This window comes from Ammoniphilus oxalaticus (assembly GCF_003609605.1).
GTDB lineage: Bacteria > Bacillota > Bacilli > Aneurinibacillales > RAOX-1 > Ammoniphilus > Ammoniphilus oxalaticus.
In genome coordinates, this window is sequence record NZ_MCHY01000008.1 from 842,825 (window position 1) to 869,321 (window position 26,497).

A 26,497-nucleotide genomic window follows, 5' to 3' on the forward strand; every position below is an offset into this window, starting at 1 on the left:
TTCAAGGGCCTCCCATATGTTAAAATAAAAGTAATGAAATATAAATAGTTGCATAGAATAAAAAGGGTCACAGGCGATTATCAATGCCTATGACCCCGATAAATTGCATAACAGACGACACCTCATGGTGATCAGCTCAGTTTGGCAACAGAAATAGACCATTAACCTTTGTCCGAGGGTGGTCTATTTCTTTTTGGTCAGCGCGACAATAAGACGAAGTAACGCTACGATGAATAATCCGAACGTTAGCATAACTGTGATAGCTTCATAAATTGTCACGAATTCACCCCCTTCCAAATGGAATAGGAGTGAGCCGACCACCACCCAAGGTTAGCCGATTCTATTATGCAATACCAGTTATATCATAATAAGAATAAATAGCGGGGTTGTCCGTGAATATCAGTACAGACTGAGTTCGCGTACAGCCCCTATTTTATGCCTGAACCACAACATGATTTTGTAAAAGTCGGTGACGTTGAGTAGGCGCAGTGTCATAGTTGACAAAAGTCCATCTAATTCTCAGCTTTCGAAAATTTTTCATAGATAAGTGGACTTTGGACACTTAACTCGCCCAAGGCCCTGCCAAAATGGACGAGCTATAGCCAACAAACAGTAAAAGATTGAATCCCTCGCAACTAATGCTGCTGAAAGGTTCAATCTTTTATTTTATTCCTTGTTTCCCCAAGGAGCTATCTCATTGTTGGATCGTGTGGTCCATATCTTGGATAGCTGTGATGCGGATGATGTTGCGGAGGAGTTGGGCGTTGATGGTGAAGGTATGCTTGGGGTTGTTGATGACAATTTTTTGGTGGACCGATCACGACGCGTTCTTTGATCGGGCTTAACGTTTCTTTCACTTGCTGTTCATTTAAACAGTACGTATGGGCGAACACTTGCGGCGGCAGTAGACGCAACAGATCTGAAAACCAAACGGTTTGCAACAGCGGCGTATCATGCGTCGCCAACAGGTGAGTCCGATCTTCCGTCGCCGTCGCGTAATGCAGCCAACCTTGCGGGAAGCTGGCGACTTGACCGGGTTTAAGCGGAAAGTTGCGCAGTTCATTTGTAAACGGATTAATAAAGGAAGCAACGGCCGCGCCGGATACACAATAGAGTAATTCAGACGCATTCGGGTGGGAGTGGGGTTCCACCACGTTGCCCGCATCGAGAAACACATCAAGCAAAAAGATGTTCCCGATCGTGTTCAGTTGCTGAATCCCGACCCCATTGACAAAATTGCGCGGATCCTTTTGATAAATCGGGTTGTTCCGCAAATCGTACGTGTAGCGCGCATTTGGCGACGCAAAATCCATATAAGAAACAGCCATTTAAATCAACACCTCGTTCAAAAGTAATAACCTGTCATAGCCTATGCGAGCAGTTGAGCGAAGGTGTAGTTCGTCGCGCAAAATAAAAACGGGGCTGATTGAAATATGATTTGAAGAATTGTGTAGCTTTTGTATGCAGGTAAACCTAACTTCGATAAGTTTCGTTATCTCCGGCGTCCTTTTTTGGAGAAACAAAAGAAATTTGTGGGGATCGCGCAGAACGTCGGGATGAGGAGAGTGGCTTTCCCACAATGAGTGATCGGTCTTTCACAATTATTTCTTGTCCTTTTTGATTAAGGGTTTAGCCTGCTGTTATCTTTTTATGATTTCGGATAAAAGACAGCCTTCACCTTATCTACTGTGATTCCAATAATAAAGAACGACAATAGGTGATGAATATAATACGATTCAATCCGATCAAACTTGATAGGGATAATGAAATAACCTGGATTCAAACCAATTAACACAAGATTTCCTTCATCAAATCCAAAAGCGTGAAAAAGGCAAATCCCGATACTTAATATGGATAACCAAAAAGAAAACTTTTTGAGCATGACTACCTCCTATGATTCCACCCATATAAGGGAACGACCTGGCCTTCATTTTTAAAGTGTCGATGATTATAAGCTTAATGGTTCACTTCAAAATCGGTAAGTACTCATGTTTTCTGGTACCTTTTAAACGCATTTAATTGTATTGCAAGAATGGCCTCGTTGGCGTAGGTTGACAGCAGAAACAACGGTTTGTCACGCTAGAGTTAATATAAGGTGAACCTAGTACTTATTTTAGTTGTCATTATAATAGGGAGCTGTCTAATTGAAAATCAAGTCACGCGCGTACATGGAGCCGAAGTGATAGCCCCCTTCATTCTGTGTGTGATGAAGTTGGGGCTGGACATCGTTTTTGGATGAATTCATCACCCGATATTATAGGGATCCTATTTCCTCTAAAAACGTTGGAAGCATTTCATCGGCTAATTGAGACCAATTCGTTAGCAATTCGTCCCTTTGCTGCTCATCTAAATAGGTATTAAAAAAGGCATAGTATCGATTTTGGACGCCGTCGTATTGGATCATGCCTGAATCAGTCAATCGTTTTAACTGTCCTTTTTTTCGTTTTCTATCTGTCTTGGATAAATCTTCAAACATATGTTTGTGGGAAATTCCCTCTTCCTCTGCGCTGCATAGCAGTAAAAGAACATAATAATCAGGGGCTTTTAGGATCGTGTCATCTGGAGAGATAATTGCGTCTTTTGTCCACCCTTTGGGCATATACGTGTGTGTCTCGTCTTGAAAAAATAAAACCTTGCCGTTGTGTGTAAAGGCGTTCTTTTTCATGAGTTAACTTCCTTTCTTTATGTAGGTTACATGAAAGAGGTTACTTTATAGATTATATCATTCTGTTACAGTTTAATAAAAATTTAAAAAAGGTATCGGGAACGATTATGTGAAGTATATAGGACGCGAAGTGAAAAATAGCGAAAGGGGGATTTAAAGATGCTAGAGTTCAGTATTATTTCAGTTATTATTTCCTTACTCGTCGGCGTTTTTTTATCGGTTCGCGCAAAAAAGAAGGTCAAAGTGGATAAAGGTTTTAAAATTAATTACTTTGGATTATCATACAGAAGAAAGATGATCCGAACCATAATAAATTTCCCTGTAGTCGCTTCATTGCTTTTTGCAATGAATTATTTTAGATATTGGAGTTTAAAGACAGTTTTACTATGGGGACTATTATTTTTTCTAGTTAATATGGTCCAACTACTATACAATTACAATAAGTGGAAGAGGCATGAAGCGTAATCGAATTTCATGTCAACTCTTATTCACGTTCTTCAGCAATTTTTCCCTTGCCTGCTTTATCGAAGTCAATGTACCACTCTATTTCGGAAATATATTTTATATGCCCTGCCTTGACGGCTCGATCCCACGTTTGTTTGACTATATCATCGAGAACCTTTTTCTCATGTTCACTTCTTTCTCTTCTACGGATTTTAGGTGTGGAGCCCTTAGATTCCTATATTTTCCTCTCTACTTCTTTTTGTTTGGATTTAATGTTTTCTTTAAGACGGTTAAAATCCATTTCTCGCAAGAGATTCAACTCCTAACTGCTCAAACCAATTCAATATCCCTTTCCGATATTAGGTTCCTTTCCTGAAAGCGATTGCAGATCCATCCAAAACCCGCGTTCTTTGTTACCTTCATTGAGGTTCATCTAGTAGTTTGACTGATTAAGCCGCTTTGGGTCCTCGTTGAAAAGGGAGGGTGAGCTTTTATTATAACATTTTTCATTTCTATTTGTTTAAAAATGTAAATGCGCTAAAGGATAGTATTCCATATAATCTTTGTGGAACGATGTAGAACCATGTAAGCTTAAGTATGGTAAAAAAGGGACAAAAGTCCAGGTGAGGAGTAAACGTTATTATTGTTCAGGGAATTAAGCAGGATGTTCCCATATATACAGGAGATCGAAAAGCCCGTATATTTTGGGACTTGCTGGCTAGTTATCGCATAAATCAGATTAATTTGGGAATTTTGTATAAAGTATATTTAAAATAGAAGGAGTAGATTATGGAGAATAACGTGTTTGATCAAGTAGCTAAAAAATACGATACAGAAAAACAAATTGAACTAGCTAACGTTATTGTTGAGGAAGTGAGGCGAGAACTACAAAATAGCACATCAAAATCTTTAATCGATTATGGGGGTGGCACTGGCCTAGTCGGTTTAAACTTATCAGACCAAGTGAGTTCTGTTTTGTTGGTGGATTCGTCGAAACAAATGCTAGAATTTGCAAAAGAAAAAATCTCTGAAATGGGAATTACAAACTCAAAAGCGCTACGATCAGACTTTACGGAGGAGAGCTCCGATCTTAAGGCGGACATCATTTTAATGTCCCTGGTTCTTCTACATATCCCAGATACTAAAAAGATTATTCACGCATTGTATCGCGCTTTAAATGATGGCGGTAAGCTCATTATTGTTGACTTTGATAAAAATGATAACGTTCATCATCCAAAAGTTCATAATGGTTTTTCCCATGAAAGCTTGAAAAGTATATTAGCGAGTGTCGGATTTAAATCCACCGAAATTAGGACATTTTATCATGGGAATCGGATCTTTATGAACCAAGATGCTTCAATGTTTATAGCGACTAGCATAAAGTGACTTTTTTAGCCTTCATCAACACTTCAATCATCTTATTACATTGACGTAATTTTCCATTAACTATATATAAAAAGTAGATTTAGTATATGCGCTAGGGGTTAGGGGTGTTATTTAACTGAGATGAGTCATGAACTTAAACCCTTCGGACCCGAACACGGTGGATAGTCATTGATGTTCGGGTCCTCAGCATGTTAGATGTCATCTGGTAAAATGTCTATTCGGGGATCAAGAAGATTTATCTCTAACTCCGAGATAGATCTTCAATGCATCCTGAAGCACATATGAGAAATTGACATTGTTTTCTTGCGCTAAATTGTCGAGCCACTTTGGGATCGTTAATGTCTTTTTAACCGATTTGTTCTCTATTTCATGTCGGAAGGGGGGCATCCACGCTTCTACAAGTACAACCACTTGATTATGTCCCACACTGATTGACTTTACTTTTGAAGGTTGTGGAATCATATCCTTATCTTGTTCTAACCCGTATAAATGTAAAGCCATTGCCTCTTTCGCCATACGTAAAGCTTCTTCCTCCGTATTCCCGCACGTATAGCAACCAGGGAGATCGGGGAATTCAATTGAAATCCCATCTTCCGCATAATCAAATATTGCGGGATAAATATATCGATCGCTCATTTATATCAGCTCCAGTTGATCTATTATAATTTATATATAGACTTGCTGGAATGAAGGTTATACCTTTATTCCAGCTTGTTTTAAAATGCTTTTTTGCGTTCGAATAGGAAGGTCTTTCTTTGGATGAGGGGTGGTAACGAACCCAGGCTTCACGGAATGTTTAAATTAATGATAATCGCCTTTTAACTCGCACTAACACCCACCCATCTACTTCAATGAGCTTCATAATCTCTCTCGATGAATATGCCTTCAATTTCCTCTCTTCCCTTTAAATCGCATCTTACCATAAAACACGTGTTGTTATACGTGTTGAACCAAAAAGGGGAATGAACAAATCAAGAATTGATTGATCACCTCCATCACGACGCGTAATCCGAGATTCCAGAGCTCAACGCGTCGTGACGCCATCAATCATGACGCATCCAACGATATTTCGGGTACGAATGCGTCGTGATCCCCCTCATCACGACGCGTAATCTGAGATTCCAGAGCTCAACGCGTCGTGACGCCATCGATCATGACGTATCCAACGAGATCCCAGGTTCAAACCGTCTTTCCGGCCATCCCCCTTTTCCACGAATGACAGATAGTAACGATCCCAGCTATACGGAAATTTTATCGCCGCGAATGGAAAGACTTGGCTTGGGGATAATGACATTATCCATCGAAGTTTTGAAAGGGTTGAGTTGCGTGAAAGATGTGGAACCTTTTATCTCAAAAACAGCCCGACCCGTTCCCGACGCGAAGACGCCGTTCACTACACCCACTGTTGCGGAGGGCATCGTCGAACAGCTGGCTATGTGGGGAGTGGAAAGGATCTACGGGGTGATTGGGGATGCTATTTTTGGTTTAATGGATGCCATCGCGCGGCAGGATAAAATTAAATTTATCGCCGTTAAACATGAATCCGTCGCTTCACTCATGGCTTCCGCCGAGGCGAAGTTAACGGGCAAGCTCGGTGTCTGTATTTCACAAATGGGTCCAGGTCTCGGAAATCTGTTAAACGGATTGGGGAATGCTTCCATCGATCAGACGCCAGTGTTGGCGATCACGGGTCAGGCTCCGCTTCATAAGATCGGAACGGATTATAAACAATATGTGGACCAGCAAGAAGCGGTGAAACCATTTGCTACTTTTTCTTCGCTCGTTGTTCATCCGGATACATGCCCCAGTTTATTGGGAAAAGCGATGAACATTGCTTTATCGGAGAGCGCGGTCACCCATTTATCCATTCCAGAGGATGTCTTTTCGATGCCACTGAGTAAACCGCTATTCCCGCCTCCCCTTTTTCCGAATCAGACCTTGACGAACCCCAATGAAGAGACAATCGCGCAAGTCGTCAATACGATGAAGACAGCCAAACAACCGATGATTTTACTTGGCTATGGGGCTAAGGGCGCGGGCAACTCGATTGAGGCTTTGGCCGAACAGTGGGGCGCGGGCATTGTCACCGATTGGGAAGGGAAGGGGATCGTTGCCGATTCTTCGCCTTTTCTATTGGGCGGGATTGGGACAGGCGGCAATCCGCATGCCGCATATCTTTTTGAAAGGGCGGATGTCGTCCTAAGTGTCGGGACCACATGGTGGAATGAGAACGACACCCCACGGAAGGTTAAAATCATTCAAATCGCAAATCATCAAACGAAGGTACTAAAATCGACCCCAATCGAGATAGGGATTTGCGGGAATCTAGAAACGATCCTCCTCTCCAATCTACGAGACTATCAATCTAACACAGGGTGGATGGACCGCATTCGCGACGTTAAAAAGATGTGGGATCGGGAGAATGAAAACGAGGGGAATGTGAGCGGGTCCCCCGTTCCGCCCCCAGCGATTGTTCGAGCGCTTGAAAAAACAATCGAATCAGACGCGATTGTGACCTTGGATTTAGGAAATGTAACGATTTGGTTTACCCGAAATTTTCGCGCTCAACAACAGAAGGTGATCACTTCCAGTCGCTGGCGGACAATGGGATTTTCCCTTCCCGCCGCGATGGCAGCCCAACTTTGTTATCCGACAAAAAGAGTGGTTGCTGTTGTCGGTGATGGGGGATTGGAAATGGTCTTGGCGGATTTACTTACAGCAACGCGTTATCAATTGCCGATTACGATTGTTTTGTTTAATAACGGGGGCTTGCAAATGGAACGGGATAAAATGCTTATGAAAGGCCTGATCCCCGAAGGGACGGATTTGACGAACCCCGATTTTGCAATACTTGCGGAGGCATGTGGTTGGACAGCTTTTAAGGTAGACCACAGCGACCAGCTGGTATCGGTATTTCAGCAGGCATTTGCGACTAACGCCCCTTGCTTGATCGATATATGCGCGGCGCCTGTGACTCATCCAGATTTTAAAAAATAAGAAAGAGTAGGTGGAAATCATGAATAATCAGTGTAATCAAACGTCCGCATTCCCGCCACAACATCAGGACCAACAACCGGGCATTGAATCGTTAATGAATCCGCGTCCCATTTTTGATAACCCAAACTATAAGGCGTCCGACAAACTTTTGAATAAAGTGGCGATTGTAACGGGCGGCGATAGCGGTCTAGGCAGGGCGATCTCGGTAGCCTTTGCAAAAGAGGGGGCCGACGTCGTGATTGTTTATTACAACGAACACGAGGATGCAAAGGAAACCCAACACTATGTGGAGAGTCAAGGTCGGCGCTGCCTGCTTCTTCCGGGGGACATCGGCGATGAAAACTTCTGTAGGAAAGTGGTCGATCAAACAATCCAGAAATTCAATAAAATTGATATTCTTGTAAATAACGCGGCTGAGCAACACGTGCAACAAAATCTTGAAGACATCACAACAGATCAATTAATGAAAACGTTCCAAACGAACTTTTTCGGACTATTTTTCCTAACCAAATTAGTTTTACCACACTTGGGGCAAGGTTCCGCCATCATTAATTCCGCCTCGCTAACAGCGTACGAAGGAAACAAACTTCTAATGGATTACTCAGCTACAAAAGGGGCGATCGTTTCGTTCACGCGTTCGTTATCCAAGTCATTGGCAGAAAAAGGGATTCGCGTCAATGGGGTCGTGCCCGGTACCGTTTGGACTCCGTTGATTCCAGCGTCTTTTCCCGCGGATCAGGTGGCTGATTGGGGGAATACGAACCCGATGAAACGAGCCGGGCAACCGTCGGAAATCGCCCCTGCCTATGTTTTCCTCGCTTCCGATGATGCCTCTTATATTACGGGTCAGATGATTCATGCGACAGGCGGCGTCGTGGTCAACGGTTAAAAACATCAATTATATGGAGGATTTGGAATGAAAAGAGGACTCATCATCTCGGCATTATCCTTGTGCGTCTTCATCGTTGGACTGAGTAGTCTTATTGAACCAACTGTTGTTGCGGCAAAGACATCAGTTACCGATCCTCTTTTTGAAAGGGAACAAAATGACGAGCTGTATAAAAAAATCAAAGCGTTTCAAGAGGAGCATCGGGTTGCTCCTACTGACGCGAAGATTGATCGGATCTGGAAAGCGATCCCCGGATATAATGGGTTAGAGGTTGATATTGAAAAAAGTTATGAAAAGATGAAGGAAAGCGGCGCATTCGATTCAACAAAGATTGTGTTTAAAGAAGTGCCTCCTAACGTTCATCTCAACGATTTAGCGGCGGAACCGATCTATCGGGGCAATCAGCAGAAACCCATGGCCGCTTTATTAATCAACGTAGCTTGGGGAAATGAATATATACTGCCGATTCTGAAAGCCTTGCAAGAAGCGGACGTGAAAGCCACCTTCTTTTATGATGGGAGCTGGGTCAAAAAGAACCCGGAACTGGCGATGATGATTTATATGGAAGGGCATGAAATTGGCAACCACGCCTACAGTCATCCTGATTTACAAAGACGTTCCAAAACCGAAACCTATCAGGAAATAGACAAAACGAATGATGTTATTGTGGAAACGATTGGAGTCCGACCGACCTGGTTTGCGCCGCCAAGCGGGAGTTTTAATCAGACAACCATCGAAGTTGCGGATGAACTTGAGATGAAAACGATCCTATGGACGATCGACACCGTCGATTGGAAAAAGCCCGCAACGGAAGAAATGGTCAATCGAATTTTGAAAGGGATAGATAAGGGGTATATGGTTCTGATGCATCCGACAAAGCCCGTTGCGGAAGGGTTTGCCGACATGATCGCGGGAATCAAAGCAAAAGGGCTGCAGCTTGGAACAGTCAGCGAACTGATGAGTGAAAAGCGGATTGATCAACTGAAGGATGCTCAACAAGAATGATAATTTCAACAGATATGCAGGAAAACAGACTTATAGACGAGTCTGTTTTTTTTATTTTCCCACGTGGACGTCATAATGGACGAGGAATAGGGAATACAATCTAACCGTTGGGATCACTCAGGACCTTGGTCACGTAGTTATGAAGTATTTTAAATAAGCGATAGATGAATGAGCATGCAATGCGAAATTCAGTCAAGGATCAACGATAACATGTCAAAAATGAATAAGGGGTGTGGAATAGTGAAGGGATATACGGATAACTACGAAAGGGACACCTATGGGATTATTGCCTTTTGGCTACGAAATGACTATGACCATGGTCGTTTTTTTGATAGGGAGATCAGCCATTACGAAACAGAATTGGCCCGCGCAAACTTGAACAACATCCAACGTTTAGGGGAGGTATGGAAAAAGGCAAGTACGAAACAAGGCGATATTGGAAATTTATTAAAAGAAGCTAAACATGTTACTCGTGAATTTCACCGTTTGCTTACTTATACAATGGATAAATCATTGCGCTGTGAGGTTATTATTTCTACGCCGGTATCACTACTAGATCATATGGTACGGGAAGCCGAGGAATCCCAGAGGGTCTTTAAACTAATTGAACGGGGCGCAAAAATTTCACCCTCAGACGCAATTATCCATGAAAGCGTCTTTTGGTTAAGACAAATGGCAGATCACTTAGGCTATATTCTTCATTATTCGGATGTATCAAATTACGATGTAAACTTTCAAGTCATGGAAATGATGCAAAAATTCGAACGCCTGTATATGCAAGCAACCGCGCTTCAAACAATGATACGTACCCCAAGGAAAGATACTTTACCGATCCTAACTCAATTTAAAAATATGATTATTAAAGAGGCTAAAAGCTTAGAGGATTTTAAATTGCAGTTGAGTGACTTAATCAAGAGATGCGCCATTGCGACAACATCACCGCCGGATCTACTAGAACACATTGCCAGGGAAGCCCATCATTTATGGAGGAACTTAGAGGAGGAAAGAATAACGTAGCCTTTGTCTCGAGGGGAATGACTAGTCTATAGGTTAAATATTAAAATACTTAAATCGGATGAACAAAACCAATCCCATCAATTTTGTTGATAGAATTATTTTTTTAAAAAACGGCGTCCAAACGTAGGGAGTTCAGAACCCTATCATTTGGGCGCCTTATTTTCAGGTTGCTCGTTTTATCGATAGCGCCCGTATCCAAAGGACGGATACATAGGATAACGATGGCGCCAGCAATTACATTTAGGCATGACAGCTTGATAGTGATTTCCCGAACCTTGATTGTAATTGTAATACCATGGGTAAGCTGGAATCGCGTAAACGGGACCAAGATCATTTTTCAGTTGCTGTTGACCGAACAGGGTGGGATGATTTCCGAGCGGTTGCCCATCATAACTCTCCATCATTTGCGCGTGGCTATCTTCCCCTGGGATAGAAAGATCCGGACCTACAGCATTTATAAAATCATTAGAGCATTGAGCTGGGAACACCATTCCTTCACGAGCATTTTCGTCTAAAACGTATTGTTGTCCAGCGTAGTCCACTCGCCATTTTTCATCGGCATGATTGTTCATATTCATTCCCCTTTCTAGATACTGCCCATCATATTCAAGCTGCGTTCATTGGGAACAATATCCTATAAAATAACTGGGGTCTTTTATCAGCATCAGATGAAAGCGCTGTTCGATCGCGTGAACGATTCAAGACCATATAGCGAACCTTTTGCGCCAAATTTAAAACCCAGCCGTTTTCTTAGCAGAAAATGTGGCTCGGTTTATCAATGTCGTTTGAGGGGAGTTATGAGACATGACAATGTTAATCGAAAGCATTCGAGTCAAAGCAAAAGGGAGGCCGCGCGCTAAAAAGTGATCCCATTCGGCTTTTTAGATGCGGCGCTCCCTTGCTTCTGATCTGTTCTGAATTCTGATTCTTTTGGAAGCTTTTCATAAGACTGATAGGAGGTCTACCATTTTTTCATTCTTCAGAACGCATTGCATTAGGCAAACACTGTTAGGTTAGGGAAACAATGTTTACTTAGGGCAATATTATCTAATTTAAAATGGATTGTCAACCGTTTTTCCGACTCCTTTTTCAGAAAATAAAAAAGACCCAAACCCCAAGCGGGTATGCAGGGTGTGGGTCCTAGATCAAGAAGTGAGGTGACAAGCTGGTATGGGTGGAACGGATTGGGAAAAGGCAGATAGAAGGCGCAAACGGGAAATCTTTTACTTGGATTCCACCGTAAATAGAACAGCGTCAAGGTTTAAGCAATATGGCTAAACCTTGATGCTGTTGTTGTTTGTGATTCATTTTAATCACTTCATTTTAATCACTTTATTTCAATCACTAGTTTTCCTCGGGCTTGACGGCTTTAAGCCTAATTCATAAAACGATTTTTACGTATGAGATACTCATCCGATTGAATGCGCGTCCACGGTAATGTCAAAGTTTTAGCCTCGCTGAATAGCTTTGTTTTTCCGACCTAATTTCCACAGAAAAGGGGAAGTGAATCTCTCAAACTACCATTATTGAATATGATATAATAGACCCATATTTTGGACGTGAAGTAGTTATGCGTTTCACCACAGTAAAAGGACAAGCATCCATATTTTTTGTCCGATTATAAGGAGTAGTAAATAATTATGGCTCAAATGATACCTGATTCTATTCCTAGGCAGGCAACATCAGGGGAGAAACTTGTTTTTAAAACGTTGAAATCATCATTACCTGATGATTTCATTGTCTATTATGAACCCGAAGTGAATGGAAGAAGACCTGATTTTCTAATCATAGCTCCTCACTTAGGATTACTCGTTCTTGAAGTGAAAGACTATACGAAAAATACGCTTGTAAAAATAAACAAAGATGAATGGTTTATCCAGCATGGGGAGGCTCAATTAACAACGGTTAAAAGTCCGTTGAAACAAGCGCGGGATAACATGTTTCATATAGCGAGTTATCTTCAAAAAGAGAAGTCTTTGCTTACGTGGGACGGAGAATATAAAGGAAGGCTCAAGTTTCCGTACGGGTATGGAACGGTTTTTACGCGTATTACACAGGCAGAATGTGTTGAACATCAAATCTATCATATAAATGAACCACATTTTACACTCACGCGAGATGAACTCGATTTGGACCACGATACTTTTTCGCGTGAACACTTCATTGAAAAATTGTACGGCATGTTTCCTTTTAAACATGTGAAAAGACAATATCTAACAGTAGAAGATATTGAGACAATTCGATTTTACCTTTTCCCCGAGGTCCGCATTAGCGCAAAATGGAATGAACCGCGCAAATATCGAGAGGACTGGCTGCTATCGCTAACCGATTTAAAGACGATGGATGTTCACCAAGAAAATTTGGCAAAACAGATCGGGGAAGAGCATCGTCTGATTCGAGGCGTTGCCGGAAGTGGAAAAACGCTCATTCTAGCAAGTCGTGTAAAAACATTGCAAATGAACAATCCAGATTGGAAGATTCTTGTCCTTTGTTACAACATCTCGTTGGCGACGATGATCAGACAAATGATTGAGGAAAAATTAAGAGAGCCAGCAGACATGATCGATTTCATTTCAACGAAAAATAGCGACAAGACCGACCATAATGTCGAGGTCTTTCATTATCACGGGTTTATTTCGAAAAAGAGGATAAAAGAGGACGGCGAAATGCCTGAAGGTTCCTATCCTTTGTACGACGCCATTTTGATCGACGAAGGCCAAGACTTTGAACCCGAGTGGCTCAACATGATTAGCAAGTGTTTAAATCCTGAAACAAAATCGTTATTAATCGTTGAAGATCGAGCCCAAAATATTTATAAAAGAAAGTGGAATTTGCGAAAGCTGACAGGTCTTGATTTCAGGGGAAGGTCCCGTTACTTAAGCATTAATTATCGAAATACGGCGGAGATCCTTCAGTTTGCTTGGCGGTTTTATGAGATGCATACGTATGATGGCGACAAAACAGATCAGAGCAAGGCGGAAGTGATCCCACCCCGACAAACAGAACGAACAGGACCAGAACCGATCGTATATAAAGCGTCGAATTTTGAAGAGGAAGTGGATTTCGTCGCGAGGAGTATACATAAATTACATCAGGAATATGACATCCCTTTTTCAGAAATGATTATCCTTTATCGGATCAGAAGAGATCGTAATCATTCCTATGTCGACATTCTTAAGCGCGTTTTAAAACAGCATCAACTCCCTTATTTTTGGCTGTCTGAAAATAATGAAACGAAAAGACAATTCATCAAAAAGGAAGAGAGCATTAAAATTTCAACGATTGACAGTTCCAAAGGGTTGGATTTCCAGGCTGTATTCGTTGTTAACCTTGATAATATGCCTTTTGTATTGGAAGAGGATGAGGAAAGAGAAGCTGCCTTGCTCTATATTGCGATGACAAGAGCATTAGAATGGCTGTTTTTAAGTTACAGCGGGGTGTCCAAGTATACGAACTATTTGGAATCTGTTTCTCATGTGAATCAACCGAATGTAAAAGAACAACTAGAGCAAGAACTAGCGTCCACTGTCTGGACCGAAGAAACGGCCGCGACGACTGAACTAGAAGCAACTGAAATCATTGAAACGGAAGAGAGTGAGCAAACCATGGCGAAAACGTCGTTTGATGTACATGCTTTTTCAGAGGAGAATCATAACCCACTCGTCTTTGAAACCCTAAGAGGTTGGCGTAAAAAGAGGGCGGCGGCAAACAAGGTCCCAGCCTATACAATTATTGAAAACAAGTCGCTCATGATCCTTGCGACATTCATCCCGCATACCCAGGAAGAATTCATGTCCTTGCCGTTCTTTAAAGAGAAAAGATGGGAGATGTATGGTGATGAACTATTGGAAATTCTGAAAACTATGAAAAAAAGTACGACATCTTTGAATATTTTCCGCGATACGTTTTCTTAAAAGAGGAAAAAAATCCGTCTTTGATACAAAAGATCATGGGGATCTTTAAGTAAACTGAATCGCAAGAACACTCCTCTTTAGATCGAGATTCTTTGCGAAGTGAAAGGGGAGAGTTAGTGTGAACTGTCCTTTTTGCGCGATGCCACGAGAACAAATCCTATTAGAAAATGAATTAGCGATCGCCTTTTTTGATAAATATCCCGTACAAGAAGGGCATCTGCTCGTCATTCCAAAACGGCATGCGATCACTTACTTTGATGCGACAGAGGAAGAAATCGTTGCCATCCATCAGCTGATATATAAAGGCAAGCAACACATCGATCAACAGTACCAACCCAACGGATACAACATTGGCGTCAACATCGGAGAACATGGCGGACAAACGATCATGCATCTGCACTTTCATCTGATCCCGCGTTATAAAGGTGATGTTGCCGATCCGCGCGGCGGGATTCGCAAAGCGATTCCGAATTTGGTGGCGTATCCGTGAGAGGGAAGGAGGATGAACCCTTTGAATGCAGAGGAACTTAAACAAAAAATCGCAGACCTTAAAATATGGAAAAAGAGGGACGAGCGAGCCCCGCATAAACCCCTGACTATTTTGTACGCCCTTGGGCGCCTGCAAAATGAAAATACACGTGAATTTCATTACGAGGAAGCAAGGGAGAAGCTGACGAATCTATTAATGGAATTTGGACCGCCTCGTAAATCCTATCATCCGGAACAACCATTCGTTCGCTTGCAAGGCGATGGGATTTGGAAGTTAAACCAACGTGTTGATAGGCCTCAAATAAAAAACCGTTATCTCATCGAAAATGATGTGATCGGTGGGTTTAAAGAGTCGGTTTATGACTTGTTTAAGCAAGATGCTACGCTAGTAAGAGAGGTTGCTGAATTCCTATTAAATGAACATTTTCCAGACACGATCCATGAAGATATATTGCTCGAAGTCGGATTAAACTTAGGTACATACAGACGTAGAACCAGAGATCCGAGATTTCGCGAAAAAATTCTACGCGCTTATGAATTTAGCTGCGCTGTCTGTGGGTTTAATGTTCGTTTAGGTCACAACCTCGTTGCGATTGAAGCGGCGCATATTAAATGGCACCAATCGGGCGGGCCAGACGAAGAAGAGAATGGAATCGCCCTATGTTCGTTGCACCATAAACTATTTGATCGCGGCGTGTTTACCTTTAACAAATCAAAAAAATTGCTCGTATCCGAAAAAGCCCATGGAACGAACGGATTCGAAGAATGGCTATTACGCTATCATGGTCAACCCATCCGCGAACCCATCTCGCCACACTATCAGCCAAAACAAAGTTACCTCGATTGGCATGTGCATGAAGTATTTAAAGGAGAGGCTAGGTATGTGAGTGGGTGAATTAAAATTAACACAAATCTTCCTGCACCTACTTATAAGGTGAATTAACTTACAAGTAGGTCTATCTCTAGGATTCCAACAGTGTCTTTGGAGATACTATGTAACAATCTCTTGAAAAAACTATCTTACGAAGAAAAGTTTGTAGGAATCCTTATGTATGGTATATTTAGAGTAATTAGAAAAATATGGTTTTTAGTTTTCAATGAGGTATTAAATTTAAAAATAGAGTGTCTTCAGATTGATCGTTAATGTTAATAAGTGAATTTACAAAAAAAATAGACATAATTAATACAATGACTAAATGTTTCTAAGAACTTTGAGGTATATATGTCGGATAGGAAAAAATAAGTAAGGGCTGATGTAATGACTAGTAAAATAAGAAGTTTTTTAAATAGAATTGCACCTAAATTGAATAAAGAAGAATTAGCTAGAATAATCTCTGAGAAAAAGATGGGCTGGAAGCCCTCTAAACGCATAGATTATTTAAAAAGGGAGGAATTGGTAGATGACTTTTTAACCTTATCCACTATTATAGATGAGGATGAATTAGAGGAATTTCTGGAATTAGCATTGACCAAGAGAACAATTGGTTATCCAGCTTATACTTTTCGCTTAACATCGATTAGGTCTCTAAGGGAAAATCAAATAGAGGAAAAACATAATTACACATTCCTAAATTCTAATCAGATAACGATAAGTTCCATTCAAAACAATAAGGATAGTTGTAGCTTTAAAATGTTCATAAAAGAACACAATGTGGCTAGAATGCAGGATATTTTAAATTCAGACAGTTTGCAAGCGAGACATTCTATAGAAATACTTGTTGATAAAAAACAAGAAATATTAACAATGATTGTTGGCAAGGACACTACACAGGAAACGGCTAAACGCTTTTTGCAACAAGTATTGAGGTGGCCGATTTCAACTTTTGATATCACTGAAAATTATGCACAAAGCTATGAAGTTGGTAAGACTCATTTTAGAACAGCATTAATAATTGATTTTGTATACAACAGGCTGAAAAGAATAGGATATACAGCTAACTTTAAGGAGATAAAATTTTTAACAGGTAGTGAGTCGTCTAGAAGTACGGGGATAAGAAACGTTACTTTAAATGGGAATGATATTCTGTCTTCTCAACTAGCGTGTGAATATGTTACGGTAGGAAGTGCCGTATTATCTTTTAAGTTAGACATAATATATAATGATATTAAATTTGCATCTTCCTTTTATTTTAAAGGGGATAATTATTCTCAGTTAAAAATTGTATTAATAGATGTTCCAGAGGAGTATCAAAGAACATTTATGTATACAATGCAAAATGAATACATTGATATGTGTAAAAGTGGTATTAGTAACGTTCAGGAAACCATAACCAGACTTAATATTATTAAAGGAAAGTATTTAGCACCCGACAAATTTGTATTTGAATCGATTCAAAACGTAATTCACGAAAATAATCAGTATTTACTAGAGATTTTAGCAAAAGCTAGTGATGAGGGCATTCGTGAGCTAGTCGGCAAAACGGCCTATAATAATAAGATACTACTAGACAATACGGGATTTGGTGATGAGGACGTTAGCCTAAAGAAATTATCAGAACAATTAGAACTAGTGTTTGATACCTTGGGAGAACTTGAAGGTGAAGATAATATATTAAAAAAATAGTATTCAATTTAAATGTAATTAAGGGAGGGGGGGACAATGAATAATGCTGTTGTATTTAAAATTGAAGTAGGTAAAACAGAAGTGTTGGATTATGTTCAGAGCCCTCCCTCTTTTTTTGAAAGTTTAACAGAAAAAAAGATTGCTTTAAATGTTGTTGAGATAACATTAAAGTGGATAGATTCGGTAAAGTTCAAAGATAAAATCATAAAAAGAGAACCTAAGGTTGTTAGAGCTGTGCTATTTAAAAAATACAATAGGCTCTTGCTGCTAAGTGAATCTGAAAGAGAAGTGCAGTACTTTATTTCAAGGGTTCAAAAAGAATATAATTTTATTTTAAAGGAAATGTCTTTATATAGTCATTTTATGAATAATTATATAAAGAATTCTAAGGATAAATGGAAGGTTATAGCAATTAATATGAGGAGTAAGACTGGTGATGAAATCACTATTAATGTACGAGGTTTAAAGAAAAATACTGAAGGTGATATACTTAAAGGTTTTTCTGGAATAGAGGATAGTATTTTGAGTATTACGTGTAAGATAGGGAATGACTATTATTTTACTGTAGATAAGAGATCATCTGTGTCAACGCCAGATAATATTACTGAAAACGAAGCTCTAGAAATGTATGAGGAGTTATTTAAGTTGTATGCGTAAAATAGTAAGATGGTTTTTCCTAGTTCTAGCTACAATATCGCCGTTTTTTATATTTATTTTTACGGATACATCGTTGCCAAACAGTAAATCTAATTTAATCGATATTAGGTTTGGAGCGGCTAGTTGGATGGTAACTGGAGTAGTCGGATTCTTGGGTTTTATAGTACTATACCTGACTATTATATTTGAAAATCGAATATTTAACAATATAAGGGGCATAGAAGAGTACTATTATCCTTATGCTTTAGACTACTCGGATATCCAGAGGAACCTACAAAACTATGTAGCCAAGAGTAAAAAGAAAGACCTGATTTTTTTATATTACTCCTACTTACTTTCCGTGTGGTCACTAAATATCATGTGGTGTACCTTGCTCAAGCACTATTCCCAGACGCCGCTCATTGATATCAAATTAATTTTAAAAGGGACTTTTAGTGTTTACGAATTAAGCGGGATTCTTATGTATGGGTTGGGTGTCAGCTTTTGGTTAATTACTTTACTTTTTGGAATAGTATTATGTTTAGTTATTAATCAAGTTAATATTTTGGGAAAGTCAAAATTACCTGACACAACCGATTTGACAAATGTTGGATACTTGTATAAATCTAATGCCGATACATCTGAGATAATCTTTAAATGTAGTCCACAATTGAATATTTATAGGTTTGAGGATAAGTTTGAGGTATATTTGGAATCGAAATTATCATTTACTTATGTTACTTACCTATTTAAATTTTATAGGCATGGCGAAGATTTTAAATTCAATATATACTATAAAATAGAAGGCGAAAATAATAATAAATATTTAATTCTGCAAAATAAAATAAAGGAAATTAATTTTGAAGTAGACAATAAAAACGAAATTATTGAATACATTATTCATGAAGATTTGACGTGTGAATTGGAGGTATTCACAAATTGTGGTGAAACTGTGGGGAGATACCTTTGCATCATGACAAATGAGAATAAACATCATTATAATTTTAAAATATCAAAAAAGGTACTTTATGATAAGATGAATTTAGAAAAAACAAAAATTCCTCAGCTTAATAAAGGCTCAACTGTTGAGGGTAGTTATTGATTGGAAGTGTGGGTAAGTGTAGCTAGCGGTTATGAATTTGGGTGAAATGTTTAGAGAAGAGGGTATCAGGAAAGGGATGGAACGTAGCATAGATGTAAGGGAAATTGGAAGTGGTTCGTAATGCCATAAGAGAAGGCCTGGAAGCCAAGGTAATCGCAAAATTAACTGGATTTTTTTAAAAAAAAATGGAAAAGATAGCTGATGAAATTGAAATGCTGTAAAGCGCCTCACTTTGGCTATCAGTGTCTGTGCGGGTTAGTCGCCATAATTAGCGCAAGACCATGCGGAAGCTGTTGCAATGGTCTGCGCTTTTGTTCTGTAAAAATATTACTGGCGATGTAAGACTTGCTAATTTTTACCATGACTATTGGAAATCAGCCCAACAATTCACGTATTTTTTCCGTGAGTATTGCTTTTCTTGCTTCATAAAACGTACCGAAATCTTCTATTTCAAGCGAGAGATCTTGCGGAATCATAGCATGTTTATAAAAATCCGTTTTTTGTTCATCGTTCATGTCATTGTAATAATCAACGAGTCGCATATCGCTTTTACTGCCGTTACTTCTACCCTCAAGCAGATGTAAATTAGGCAAGCGATTACGCAATCCGCGCCAATTTCGCCAATCTTCAACAGAAACGGTTACGGGTTTGCTTTCATTGAATCTGTTATCTGGATGAAGATGGTCCTGTTCGTATTTAAAGTTCCTATTTGTCCAGTCTAGATTCAAATAATATAAAACCTCGCCGGCGACTCTGCCTCCTTTTTCGGAGTTGAGTACATCCTCAATTTTACCATCTGTTACTCGCAAATCATTCATCTGGTCCAACATTTCAATGGTTATATCATAGTCATAGCTATTGATGTTACTCTTCATTTGTTGCAACTTACCTGTAGTCCCGGACTGGAAATAAGTAAAGAATATCGCCCTAAGTAAGTATGCGCGAACCCCTTTAATGTTTGTTTCGTATTCAGGATTATAATAGATGTAGTAAATAATTGGTAATAATACGTTCCAGCTCCCTGAAAAACGACTTACATCAATTTTCATTTCCTTAAGTAAACTTTCTAAATTTATCAGCGCTTCCTTAAATCCGTTCCAATCATTTTTTAAATCCTCTGCGATTTTTTTGTTAATGTTAGATTTAACGACATCACCATACATCATCAGAGCTGCGCGGATAATGAAGTCTGTGCCAAAATCTTTATACGAGTCAACAAGAATCTTCCCAAACTCCGTTTTTGCGCTAGGCCAGTATGCTTCAAGAATTGACATCGTTATTTCGGACTTTCGCAGTGGTTTTCCACCACTATTAAATCTTACAAACATTTCAAGAGCATCATCTTGTTTCATATCAAGAATTTCCGTAAATCTAACCAATTTCTCAACAAAAACCTTATCATACAACTTTTGCAAAATGTTTCTCGCATATTCCTTGCTGTCAGCTGGTACATTTACAATGGCTTCTTCAATTGCCTCTTCTCTCGTTATTTCATCATGAAATACTGGATCGAGGATGTTTTTTATCTCAAATTGTGTAGGACTCAACCTGCCAATTTTTTCGCTGAATTTAATATCAAACTTTTTACTGTTATATTCCTCCGCATCGACGGATATCTTATTTTTGTTTAATTCTATTAAAAGTTTAGTTATAATCTTATTCCCAGAATTTCTTCTAGCGTTCTTTGGACGTATGTATGCTTCTCCGAACAATGATAAAAACAATGATGTTAGCCTTTGCTGACCATCTAATACTGCCGTATCTGTATTTTCAACATCGATAGTTATTAACTCGTAATTAACGCTGTCAGCTTGCTTTCTGCTGTTAAAGGTCACTTCAGATAAAAAGTTACAAAAATAAGTATCTCCTGTAACATTAGAATTATCGACACGCCAAAATAGAAATGTCGCAATAGGATAATCCAATAGAATAGAGTCCCACAGTTTTTCAATTTGATCCATTCCCCAAACAAATTGCCTTTGAAATGCGGGCATTACATATTTTCCGTCTTTAATGTTCTGCAACGCCTCGTATATGGTGATGCTGTTATCTATCAATCTACTCAATTACGAGCCCCCTAATCTATGCAAATTTCAACGCAGGATTTTTGCATAAAATTTATATCAGCCGTAAAGAACAAATTCTGACTCGTCGTTTACAACCGAGCAATTATACCTATACTAACAAAAATTATATCATACTAAGTCGAATCTTGTTTGCCAACAACGATTTTAAAAGGAGAGGAGAAGGCGATTGAGTGTCGTCACTTACTATGAACAATCCTAACTTTATGGCCTGTACTCAATTAACGGCAGGCGTGCATGTAAGGAAATGGGTAAAGGCTGGGAAGTCGGAAGATTTTGCGGAAGCCGCAATTAAATTGCGAATGTCAATAAAAAAGTAGGCCAGCTGATGAGAAAATAGTAGACCCGTCGCGCCTGTAAAATAATAGACCAGTTGAATTAAAACGCTGAAAGAATTGTAGGCCACTTTAGGTTAAAAGGATGCACCTGAAAGATCGAAGGCTCATCTTTACAGATGCATCGTTTTCTTATAACATTCAATTATGGAAGCGTTTCGCTTTTATTAATCTCCTTTCATGGTTTGTAATAATCGATATGAATCGTCAACATTCATATCGAGGAAATGAGAACGAAACGTAATACGATCAATAAGAGCGGACACTATGATGTCATTTTCGAATAGCTCTGTCCACCTTGAAAATTAAAAATTGGTTGTTACAATAATGCTTGCTCGTTTGTTCGGATCGTTCTGAAATAACCTGGAACAGCAATTCAGATTGATGCCGATTAAATGTAAGATAAGATAATTCATCTAGGATTAACAAGTCTAGCTTGGACAGACTTTTTTCAAGTTTAGAAAGACGGTTGAACTGTAATGCTTCCGATAGTTCTAAGGCTAAATTGGCGGCTGTATAGAATTTAGCGGCAAAGCCAGCTTGACAAGCCTTCATTCCGAGACCGATCGAAAGATGAGTTTTCCCCGCAACCGGGTTTCCAATCATGACGATGTTTTGCCGATTAGTAATGAAATCGCAGGAAGATAACTCCCATACCGTTGCGCTAGAAACTTCTTAATTGTTGGAAACTGTTGAGTCTTAATTATCAAAAACTGTTTAATTCTACTTGACGGTTACAGTTGCAAACGAGAAATGCGACAAAACCAATCCATAGCGTGATCCGAACAGCGGAAGCGCTATCCAAGTTAGGCACGATTCCAGAAGTGTTAGACAATAAGCCGACCATTGAAAAAGTTTTAACAGAAGAATTCTGGGACAACGCGGATATTTTTGAACTGGATGAGGTCCGAGAAGCCTTAAGGGAACTCATTAAGTACATAGAAAGAGAATCGCAACAACTCTACTATACAAACTTTCAAGATGAAGTGTTGGAAGTAAAAGAAAGCGGTCCGATGTTCCGCGCCAATGACCTACAAAGCTATCGGAAAAAAGTGCATCATTACCTTGTCCAACATAAAGATCAGCTGGCGATTTATAAGTTGAACCACAATAAGCCGTTAACGGCTCAAGATGTGGACATGCTGGAACATATCCTTTGGAACGAACTCGGCACTAAAGACGATTACGAGCGGGATTTTGGGGATACGCCGATGCCGATTACGAAACTCGTCCGTCAGATTGTTGGTTTGGACCGCGAAGCCGCCAATGCCGCCTTTTCACAGTTCCTATCGGAAGAACGATTGAACCTTCAGCAAACCCGCTTTGTCAGACTGATCGTTGATTTCATCGTCAAGAACGGAACCCTCGATAAAAAAATATTACAACAAGAACCGTTCAAAACCGTCGGCAGCATCGTTGAATTGTTCAAAGATAACATCGACGACGCGAAAAACATCATCGGCATCATCGACGAGATCAATCGAAATGCGGAGGAGATTGCGGGGGCATAGAGAGGGATATAAACAGTTCATCGCATCATATGCCCGCTATATTTTTTGCTTTGTGATAAATAGACGGTAAAGGAATAGTTTGCTAGAATAGAGAGGCAATTACATAAAGCAGTTGGGCGGTTGACCGCTTCCCTTATGAGGAGAGGTGGTAAAAATGACGACATATGAAGCTATGATGGTAACTCTGACATCAAATTTAGTTTTGATCGGGGTACTTACGATTGTAATCATGCTCGTCAGGCAAAGAAAAAAGTAACCGCCCGCTCCTGACCGAGATTTGGCTGGTTACCTTTTCAAAAGCCTAAAGTTGGTTGACCGCTTTAGACGGCATACGGTTGCATAGCCAGGCGCTACCAACATCTGGCTCTTTTAGTATATCCAATACTATATTTTGTGTATCTAATTTTAGCATGACTGTCGCATATAGACAACAAGGTAGATATTACTCATTCACGCTTCACCTTTATTTCTAGCATTGATTATCCACATCATGGGGGTTGATTTTCATCCGCAAACTTTTTCGCTGTTCTCCAATTAATATCTAGCGTTTTTGATATGTGATTAATAGATAATGATCTCTGATTTCTCATTAGTTTGATACAATTAACTTCAAGCATTGCCAGCGTTCCTTTCGACCTCCACTGCATTTGATTCGACACCAATACAGTAGAGAAATTTTGGAAGGCTAGAAAACTTTTTTTATGGGATTTAAGTTGCTACATTATGTACTTTTCCTTTGCAAAACTATGTACTTCTATTCTGCAATAAACATCATAGGAATCACTCCAATAATATAGTTTATAAATTTATGGGATAAACCCCCTAGTCAGCCTCTTCCCTTCTCTCCTTATCGTCATTAAACACACCTCTCATTAATCTAGGTAATTTACGGATAATCCGATAAGAGACTTTTTTAGAATATATTAAAAACCAGCATATTTAGATCGTTATATAGGTCATGTGGAAACAAATACGTATTTGTTTGTGTTTATAAAAAAATATATCAATAGAGTGTACCCTATTGGGGCGCATCTAATAGATACTATTTCAGATATAATTTAGGAACGTTTTGGATTAAAATATCGTCTTTATATAGACTTGCTTTTTGGATGGAGATCTACACGGTAAAACGAAGGGACAGGAGGAATTGTTGTTGTTTATTAACCACCGTCAACGATGGTTTGTTTTTATCGTTAGTTTTTTTATTGTATTGATTTTTTCAGGGTGCAGTAAAGAAAATAATGTGTTGTTTCTGTCTGGTGAAGGAGAAGATTGGAAGATTGAGTCTTACTCTTTAGAAATAACCCCCACAACAATAAAGACGGGAGGTGGGGAAATTACAAAGAAATATGAATCAAGATATGATCTCCAATTTATTGGTATAGAAGTCTTTACTGAAATCGATGGAGTTGATCAGCATAAGTATCTTTCTGTATTAAGGAAATGGGTCCGGTGAACAAGGTTCAGGCCGATATAGGTAGATCTAACTTGGGGGTTCATTCCAATAAAGATGGGGATCCGATTACATTTGATGATATCCGTCAAATTTATATGATGATATATTGGATAAAGATTGGGGATGAAGAGGTGTTTGAAGAGAAAATTAAATTGATCCCCGAATCGATTTAAGATTATGGATCTTTCAGCGATTTTCTCCTAAAAAATCATTTGTAGAAAGGATTATATCCATACTATGCAGACCAAGAAAGTGCCCATTACGGCTTCTATGATCGCTATTTTGATTGTGATCGGAATCGTTATGGCGAAATCTAACCAGGATGATACGGATAAGGAAGTCCCAGATGACGAAGTACTAGCGGAGGTAATCGATAGGAACGGTGTACAAATCGAGCTTGTTCAGCCTGAAAAGATAGCATCTATCTTGATTGACGGACAACGAATGATGATTACCTCCGAGAGATCACCTATACATATATCAGCACAGATGTTGGAGTCGTTTTATGTCTTGTTAGTTTCCAACAATATATTGACGGAAGTTGAAGCAGAGAAAGATTACATGGAGAGAATAAAATGGCTTAAAAAGCAATCGATCTTTACGATAACGAAATAAAGGAATTACTCTAAAATTTTAATCAGTCATGAATGAATCGGGAGAAGAGACGGGCTGCTTTACAGGAACGGCCTGTTATGTATGATGATTGCATGCAGGATGACATAAGCGTGATTTTGAATCGAGGTAATTTTTATGTAAAGAAATAATTATTAGAATAAATGACCGTCGAAAGGAGAGAGGAACGACATGGATCTAGAGATACAATGGGGAACTATGATTTATTCGCTCGTTGTCTTTTTTATTGTACTGGTTGTTATCGTTGGTATTCCATGCTTGTTTATAATTCTATTTTTTCGAAGACGGAAAAATAGCGCAGCGGACTATGCAACGTTAGAAAAACGTGTGGAGCAGTTGGAAAAAGAGGTGCGAAAGTAATCATTTGTATAGGCGCTGCATTTAGGAAGACAATGTTTAGATTTTGTCTGGTTTGTTAAACACGGCGATGGAGCCGATCCCCTTGATTACATAGGATTTCTAACGTCTAAAGAATCCGTTTGTTTATGCGGGATCTTATACATCGCCCCTTTGAGGGGAAACCTGGGTGTTTAAGCGGTGTAGCATAATGGAAGGAGAAAGATTGGATTTACTTTAAAGAAAGGCAGTTGAATGATGGCTAGAAAATGGTTGATTGGCATAATATCCGTTCTCATCGTTATTTTGGGGGGGATTTATCTTACGGGTTATGGATTCAAGCCAACCCATGGGAATCCGCAAAAAGGTAACATCGTACGGACTTTGGAAATGGCCGATGGAATGGCTATGTTGTTGGAAGATCCGGAAACTCACTCCTTTAGTGTCGCGCGAGTCAACCAAAAGCTTGGATTTCTTTATCGATTTGATGGCGGCTCCACCAATTGGTTAAAGAAAGAAGAACCGTTTCAAGCGGCGGGAATCGCGTCGGGTACAGTGAAGAAAGACCGTTTTATTTTAGGGATCAAAATAGCTGAGGATGCTGAAATCCAACACATCGCGATTGGAAATAGCGAGTTAGGGATTCCGCTATATGAACCTTATTCTTTAACTTGGCATGAAGTAAAGGAACATCCGAACCAATATGAGACGCAAAAAGTTGTTGATGGGTACGCATTCTTTGTGTTCGATGACTTCACGGAAGATAAGTGGACGATTCGCGGCTTTGATGAACAGGGAAAATTAGTGGCCGACAAATTAAGCGGGGCCGATGCACGGTATATCGATTGGAATGAATAGGGGAAGGAGTTAATGTTACTCTCTAGAAAAATGAACGTAGGATCTCAAAGCCGACCGTCTTGGGTTTATTTGGTGTGCGGATATAGTGATTGATGGATGGATGATTTTGGAGTGAGATTGTTCGTCTGCTTCCTACGCCCCCTCCTCTTTTTCGGGAAAAATGAGGGGAAAACGGCG

At 39.6% G+C, this 26,497-nt stretch carries 27 protein-coding genes and 2 pseudogenes; 19 read left to right on the forward strand and 10 right to left on the reverse strand.

The window, feature by feature from the left end; genetic code table 11:
• Positions 1 to 183 precede the first annotated feature (183 nt).
• From BEP19_RS10565 to BEP19_RS10580, 4 genes are all read right to left on the reverse strand, one after another.
• On the reverse strand, positions 184 to 279 hold the full coding sequence (locus tag BEP19_RS10565; RefSeq protein ID WP_245983474.1) for a putative holin-like toxin: 96 nt from the start codon (positions 277 to 279) through the stop codon (positions 184 to 186).
• 410 nt (positions 280 to 689) lie between these two features.
• A complete protein-coding gene (locus BEP19_RS10570; protein ID WP_120189834.1) occupies positions 690 to 1,328 on the reverse strand; it encodes a cupin domain-containing protein in 639 nt (212 codons plus the stop codon).
• Between the two features lie 320 nt (positions 1,329 to 1,648).
• Positions 1,649 to 1,882 (reverse strand): hypothetical protein, encoded by a 234-nt coding sequence (locus BEP19_RS10575; protein ID WP_120189835.1) that lies wholly within the window; start codon positions 1,880 to 1,882, stop codon positions 1,649 to 1,651.
• A gap of 372 nt (positions 1,883 to 2,254) precedes the next feature.
• Complete coding sequence (locus tag BEP19_RS10580) at positions 2,255 to 2,665, reverse strand: hypothetical protein (RefSeq protein ID WP_120189836.1); 411 nt, start codon at positions 2,663 to 2,665, stop codon at positions 2,255 to 2,257.
• A gap of 159 nt (positions 2,666 to 2,824) precedes the next feature.
• Between BEP19_RS10580 and BEP19_RS10585 the strand changes: the two genes are divergently transcribed.
• Both BEP19_RS10585 and BEP19_RS10595 read left to right on the forward strand, forming a co-directional pair.
• Positions 2,825 to 3,130: an ATPase gene (locus BEP19_RS10585; protein WP_120189837.1), complete on the forward strand. Its 306-nt coding sequence runs from the start codon at positions 2,825 to 2,827 to the stop codon at positions 3,128 to 3,130.
• Positions 3,131 to 3,898: 768 nt separating this feature from the next.
• Positions 3,899 to 4,495, forward strand: a complete 597-nt coding sequence (locus BEP19_RS10595) for a class I SAM-dependent methyltransferase (protein ID WP_120189839.1) — start codon at positions 3,899 to 3,901, stop codon at positions 4,493 to 4,495.
• A gap of 225 nt (positions 4,496 to 4,720) precedes the next feature.
• Here the strand turns inward: BEP19_RS10595 and BEP19_RS10600 are convergent, their stop codons facing one another.
• Together BEP19_RS10600 and BEP19_RS18270 are read right to left on the reverse strand one after the other, a co-directional pair.
• On the reverse strand, positions 4,721 to 5,131 hold the full coding sequence (locus BEP19_RS10600) for a type II toxin-antitoxin system HicB family antitoxin (RefSeq protein ID WP_120189840.1): 411 nt from the start codon (positions 5,129 to 5,131) through the stop codon (positions 4,721 to 4,723).
• 57 nt (positions 5,132 to 5,188) lie between these two features.
• A complete protein-coding gene (locus tag BEP19_RS18270) occupies positions 5,189 to 5,284 on the reverse strand; it encodes a type II toxin-antitoxin system HicA family toxin (protein WP_425452751.1) in 96 nt (31 codons plus the stop codon).
• Positions 5,285 to 5,821: 537 nt separating this feature from the next.
• Between BEP19_RS18270 and BEP19_RS10610 the strand changes: the two genes are divergently transcribed.
• The 4 genes from BEP19_RS10610 (at position 5,822) to BEP19_RS10625 (ending at position 10,403) form a co-directional block, all read left to right on the forward strand.
• Positions 5,822 to 7,492, forward strand: coding sequence for a thiamine pyrophosphate-binding protein (locus BEP19_RS10610; RefSeq protein WP_281269291.1), 1,671 nt, complete (start codon positions 5,822 to 5,824; stop codon positions 7,490 to 7,492).
• Positions 7,493 to 7,511: 19 nt separating this feature from the next.
• Positions 7,512 to 8,381: an SDR family oxidoreductase gene (locus BEP19_RS10615; protein ID WP_120189842.1), complete on the forward strand. Its 870-nt coding sequence runs from the start codon at positions 7,512 to 7,514 to the stop codon at positions 8,379 to 8,381.
• Positions 8,382 to 8,408: 27 nt separating this feature from the next.
• On the forward strand, positions 8,409 to 9,386 hold the full coding sequence (locus BEP19_RS10620; protein WP_120189843.1) for a polysaccharide deacetylase family protein: 978 nt from the start codon (positions 8,409 to 8,411) through the stop codon (positions 9,384 to 9,386).
• Between the two features lie 210 nt (positions 9,387 to 9,596).
• On the forward strand, positions 9,597 to 10,403 hold the full coding sequence (locus BEP19_RS10625) for a DUF2935 domain-containing protein (protein ID WP_245983476.1): 807 nt from the start codon (positions 9,597 to 9,599) through the stop codon (positions 10,401 to 10,403).
• Positions 10,404 to 10,579: 176 nt separating this feature from the next.
• On the opposite strand, the gene BEP19_RS10630 is transcribed toward BEP19_RS10625, so the two are convergent.
• Positions 10,580 to 10,975, reverse strand: a complete 396-nt coding sequence (locus BEP19_RS10630; protein ID WP_120189844.1) for a hypothetical protein — start codon at positions 10,973 to 10,975, stop codon at positions 10,580 to 10,582.
• Between the two features lie 1,068 nt (positions 10,976 to 12,043).
• On the opposite strand from BEP19_RS10630, the gene BEP19_RS10635 reads away from it, so the two are divergent.
• The 6 genes from BEP19_RS10635 to BEP19_RS10660 all read left to right on the forward strand — a co-directional run bounded on the left by BEP19_RS10635 (position 12,044) and on the right by BEP19_RS10660 (position 19,107).
• Positions 12,044 to 14,317: a 3'-5' exonuclease gene (locus tag BEP19_RS10635; RefSeq protein ID WP_170145337.1), complete on the forward strand. Its 2,274-nt coding sequence runs from the start codon at positions 12,044 to 12,046 to the stop codon at positions 14,315 to 14,317.
• Between the two features lie 118 nt (positions 14,318 to 14,435).
• On the forward strand, positions 14,436 to 14,807 hold the full coding sequence (locus BEP19_RS10640; protein ID WP_211329336.1) for an HIT family protein: 372 nt from the start codon (positions 14,436 to 14,438) through the stop codon (positions 14,805 to 14,807).
• A 21-nt stretch (positions 14,808 to 14,828) separates the two neighbouring features.
• The gene (locus BEP19_RS10645; protein WP_120189845.1) at positions 14,829 to 15,701 is read left to right on the forward strand and encodes a phosphorothioated DNA-binding restriction endonuclease; all 873 of its coding nucleotides are present in this window, start codon (positions 14,829 to 14,831) and stop codon (positions 15,699 to 15,701) included.
• Between the two features lie 363 nt (positions 15,702 to 16,064).
• Positions 16,065 to 17,369, forward strand: a complete 1,305-nt coding sequence (locus tag BEP19_RS10650; protein WP_120189846.1) for a hypothetical protein — start codon at positions 16,065 to 16,067, stop codon at positions 17,367 to 17,369.
• 36 nt (positions 17,370 to 17,405) lie between these two features.
• Positions 17,406 to 18,026, forward strand: a complete 621-nt coding sequence (locus BEP19_RS10655) for a hypothetical protein (RefSeq protein ID WP_120189847.1) — start codon at positions 17,406 to 17,408, stop codon at positions 18,024 to 18,026.
• Complete coding sequence (locus BEP19_RS10660; protein ID WP_120189848.1) at positions 18,019 to 19,107, forward strand: hypothetical protein; 1,089 nt, start codon at positions 18,019 to 18,021, stop codon at positions 19,105 to 19,107. The genes BEP19_RS10655 and BEP19_RS10660 overlap by 8 nt, the downstream gene beginning before the upstream one ends.
• A gap of 374 nt (positions 19,108 to 19,481) precedes the next feature.
• Here the strand turns inward: BEP19_RS10660 and BEP19_RS10665 are convergent, their stop codons facing one another.
• The gene (locus BEP19_RS10665; RefSeq protein ID WP_120189849.1) at positions 19,482 to 21,173 is read right to left on the reverse strand and encodes a DUF262 domain-containing protein; all 1,692 of its coding nucleotides are present in this window, start codon (positions 21,171 to 21,173) and stop codon (positions 19,482 to 19,484) included.
• Between the two features lie 191 nt (positions 21,174 to 21,364).
• On the opposite strand from BEP19_RS10665, the gene BEP19_RS17675 reads away from it, so the two are divergent.
• On the forward strand, positions 21,365 to 21,511 hold the full coding sequence (locus BEP19_RS17675; protein ID WP_170145338.1) for a hypothetical protein: 147 nt from the start codon (positions 21,365 to 21,367) through the stop codon (positions 21,509 to 21,511).
• A 182-nt stretch (positions 21,512 to 21,693) separates the two neighbouring features.
• Here the strand turns inward: BEP19_RS17675 and BEP19_RS18275 are convergent, their stop codons facing one another.
• Complete coding sequence (locus BEP19_RS18275; RefSeq protein ID WP_425452752.1) at positions 21,694 to 21,792, reverse strand: hypothetical protein; 99 nt, start codon at positions 21,790 to 21,792, stop codon at positions 21,694 to 21,696.
• A gap of 7 nt (positions 21,793 to 21,799) precedes the next feature.
• Positions 21,800 to 22,174: pseudogene (locus tag BEP19_RS10670) on the reverse strand (ATP-binding protein); the annotation flags it as partial.
• 89 nt (positions 22,175 to 22,263) lie between these two features.
• Between BEP19_RS10670 and BEP19_RS10675 the strand changes: the two are divergent.
• From BEP19_RS10675 to BEP19_RS10695, 6 genes and pseudogenes are all read left to right on the forward strand, one after another.
• A pseudogene (locus BEP19_RS10675) lies at positions 22,264 to 23,037 on the forward strand (type I restriction-modification enzyme R subunit C-terminal domain-containing protein); the annotation flags it as partial.
• A 1,153-nt stretch (positions 23,038 to 24,190) separates the two neighbouring features.
• Positions 24,191 to 24,493, forward strand: coding sequence for a hypothetical protein (locus tag BEP19_RS10680; protein WP_120189851.1), 303 nt, complete (start codon positions 24,191 to 24,193; stop codon positions 24,491 to 24,493).
• Entirely contained in the window at positions 24,490 to 24,666 is a 177-nt protein-coding gene (locus tag BEP19_RS17680; RefSeq protein WP_170145339.1) for a hypothetical protein, read from the forward strand. Before BEP19_RS10680 ends, BEP19_RS17680 begins: the two co-directional genes overlap by 4 nt.
• Positions 24,667 to 24,730: 64 nt before the next feature.
• A complete protein-coding gene (locus BEP19_RS10685) occupies positions 24,731 to 25,108 on the forward strand; it encodes a hypothetical protein (RefSeq protein WP_120189852.1) in 378 nt (125 codons plus the stop codon).
• 189 nt (positions 25,109 to 25,297) lie between these two features.
• Complete coding sequence (locus BEP19_RS10690) at positions 25,298 to 25,486, forward strand: hypothetical protein (RefSeq protein WP_120189853.1); 189 nt, start codon at positions 25,298 to 25,300, stop codon at positions 25,484 to 25,486.
• A 231-nt stretch (positions 25,487 to 25,717) separates the two neighbouring features.
• Positions 25,718 to 26,320, forward strand: coding sequence for a hypothetical protein (locus tag BEP19_RS10695; RefSeq protein ID WP_120189854.1), 603 nt, complete (start codon positions 25,718 to 25,720; stop codon positions 26,318 to 26,320).
• Positions 26,321 to 26,497: the final 177 nt, after the last annotated feature.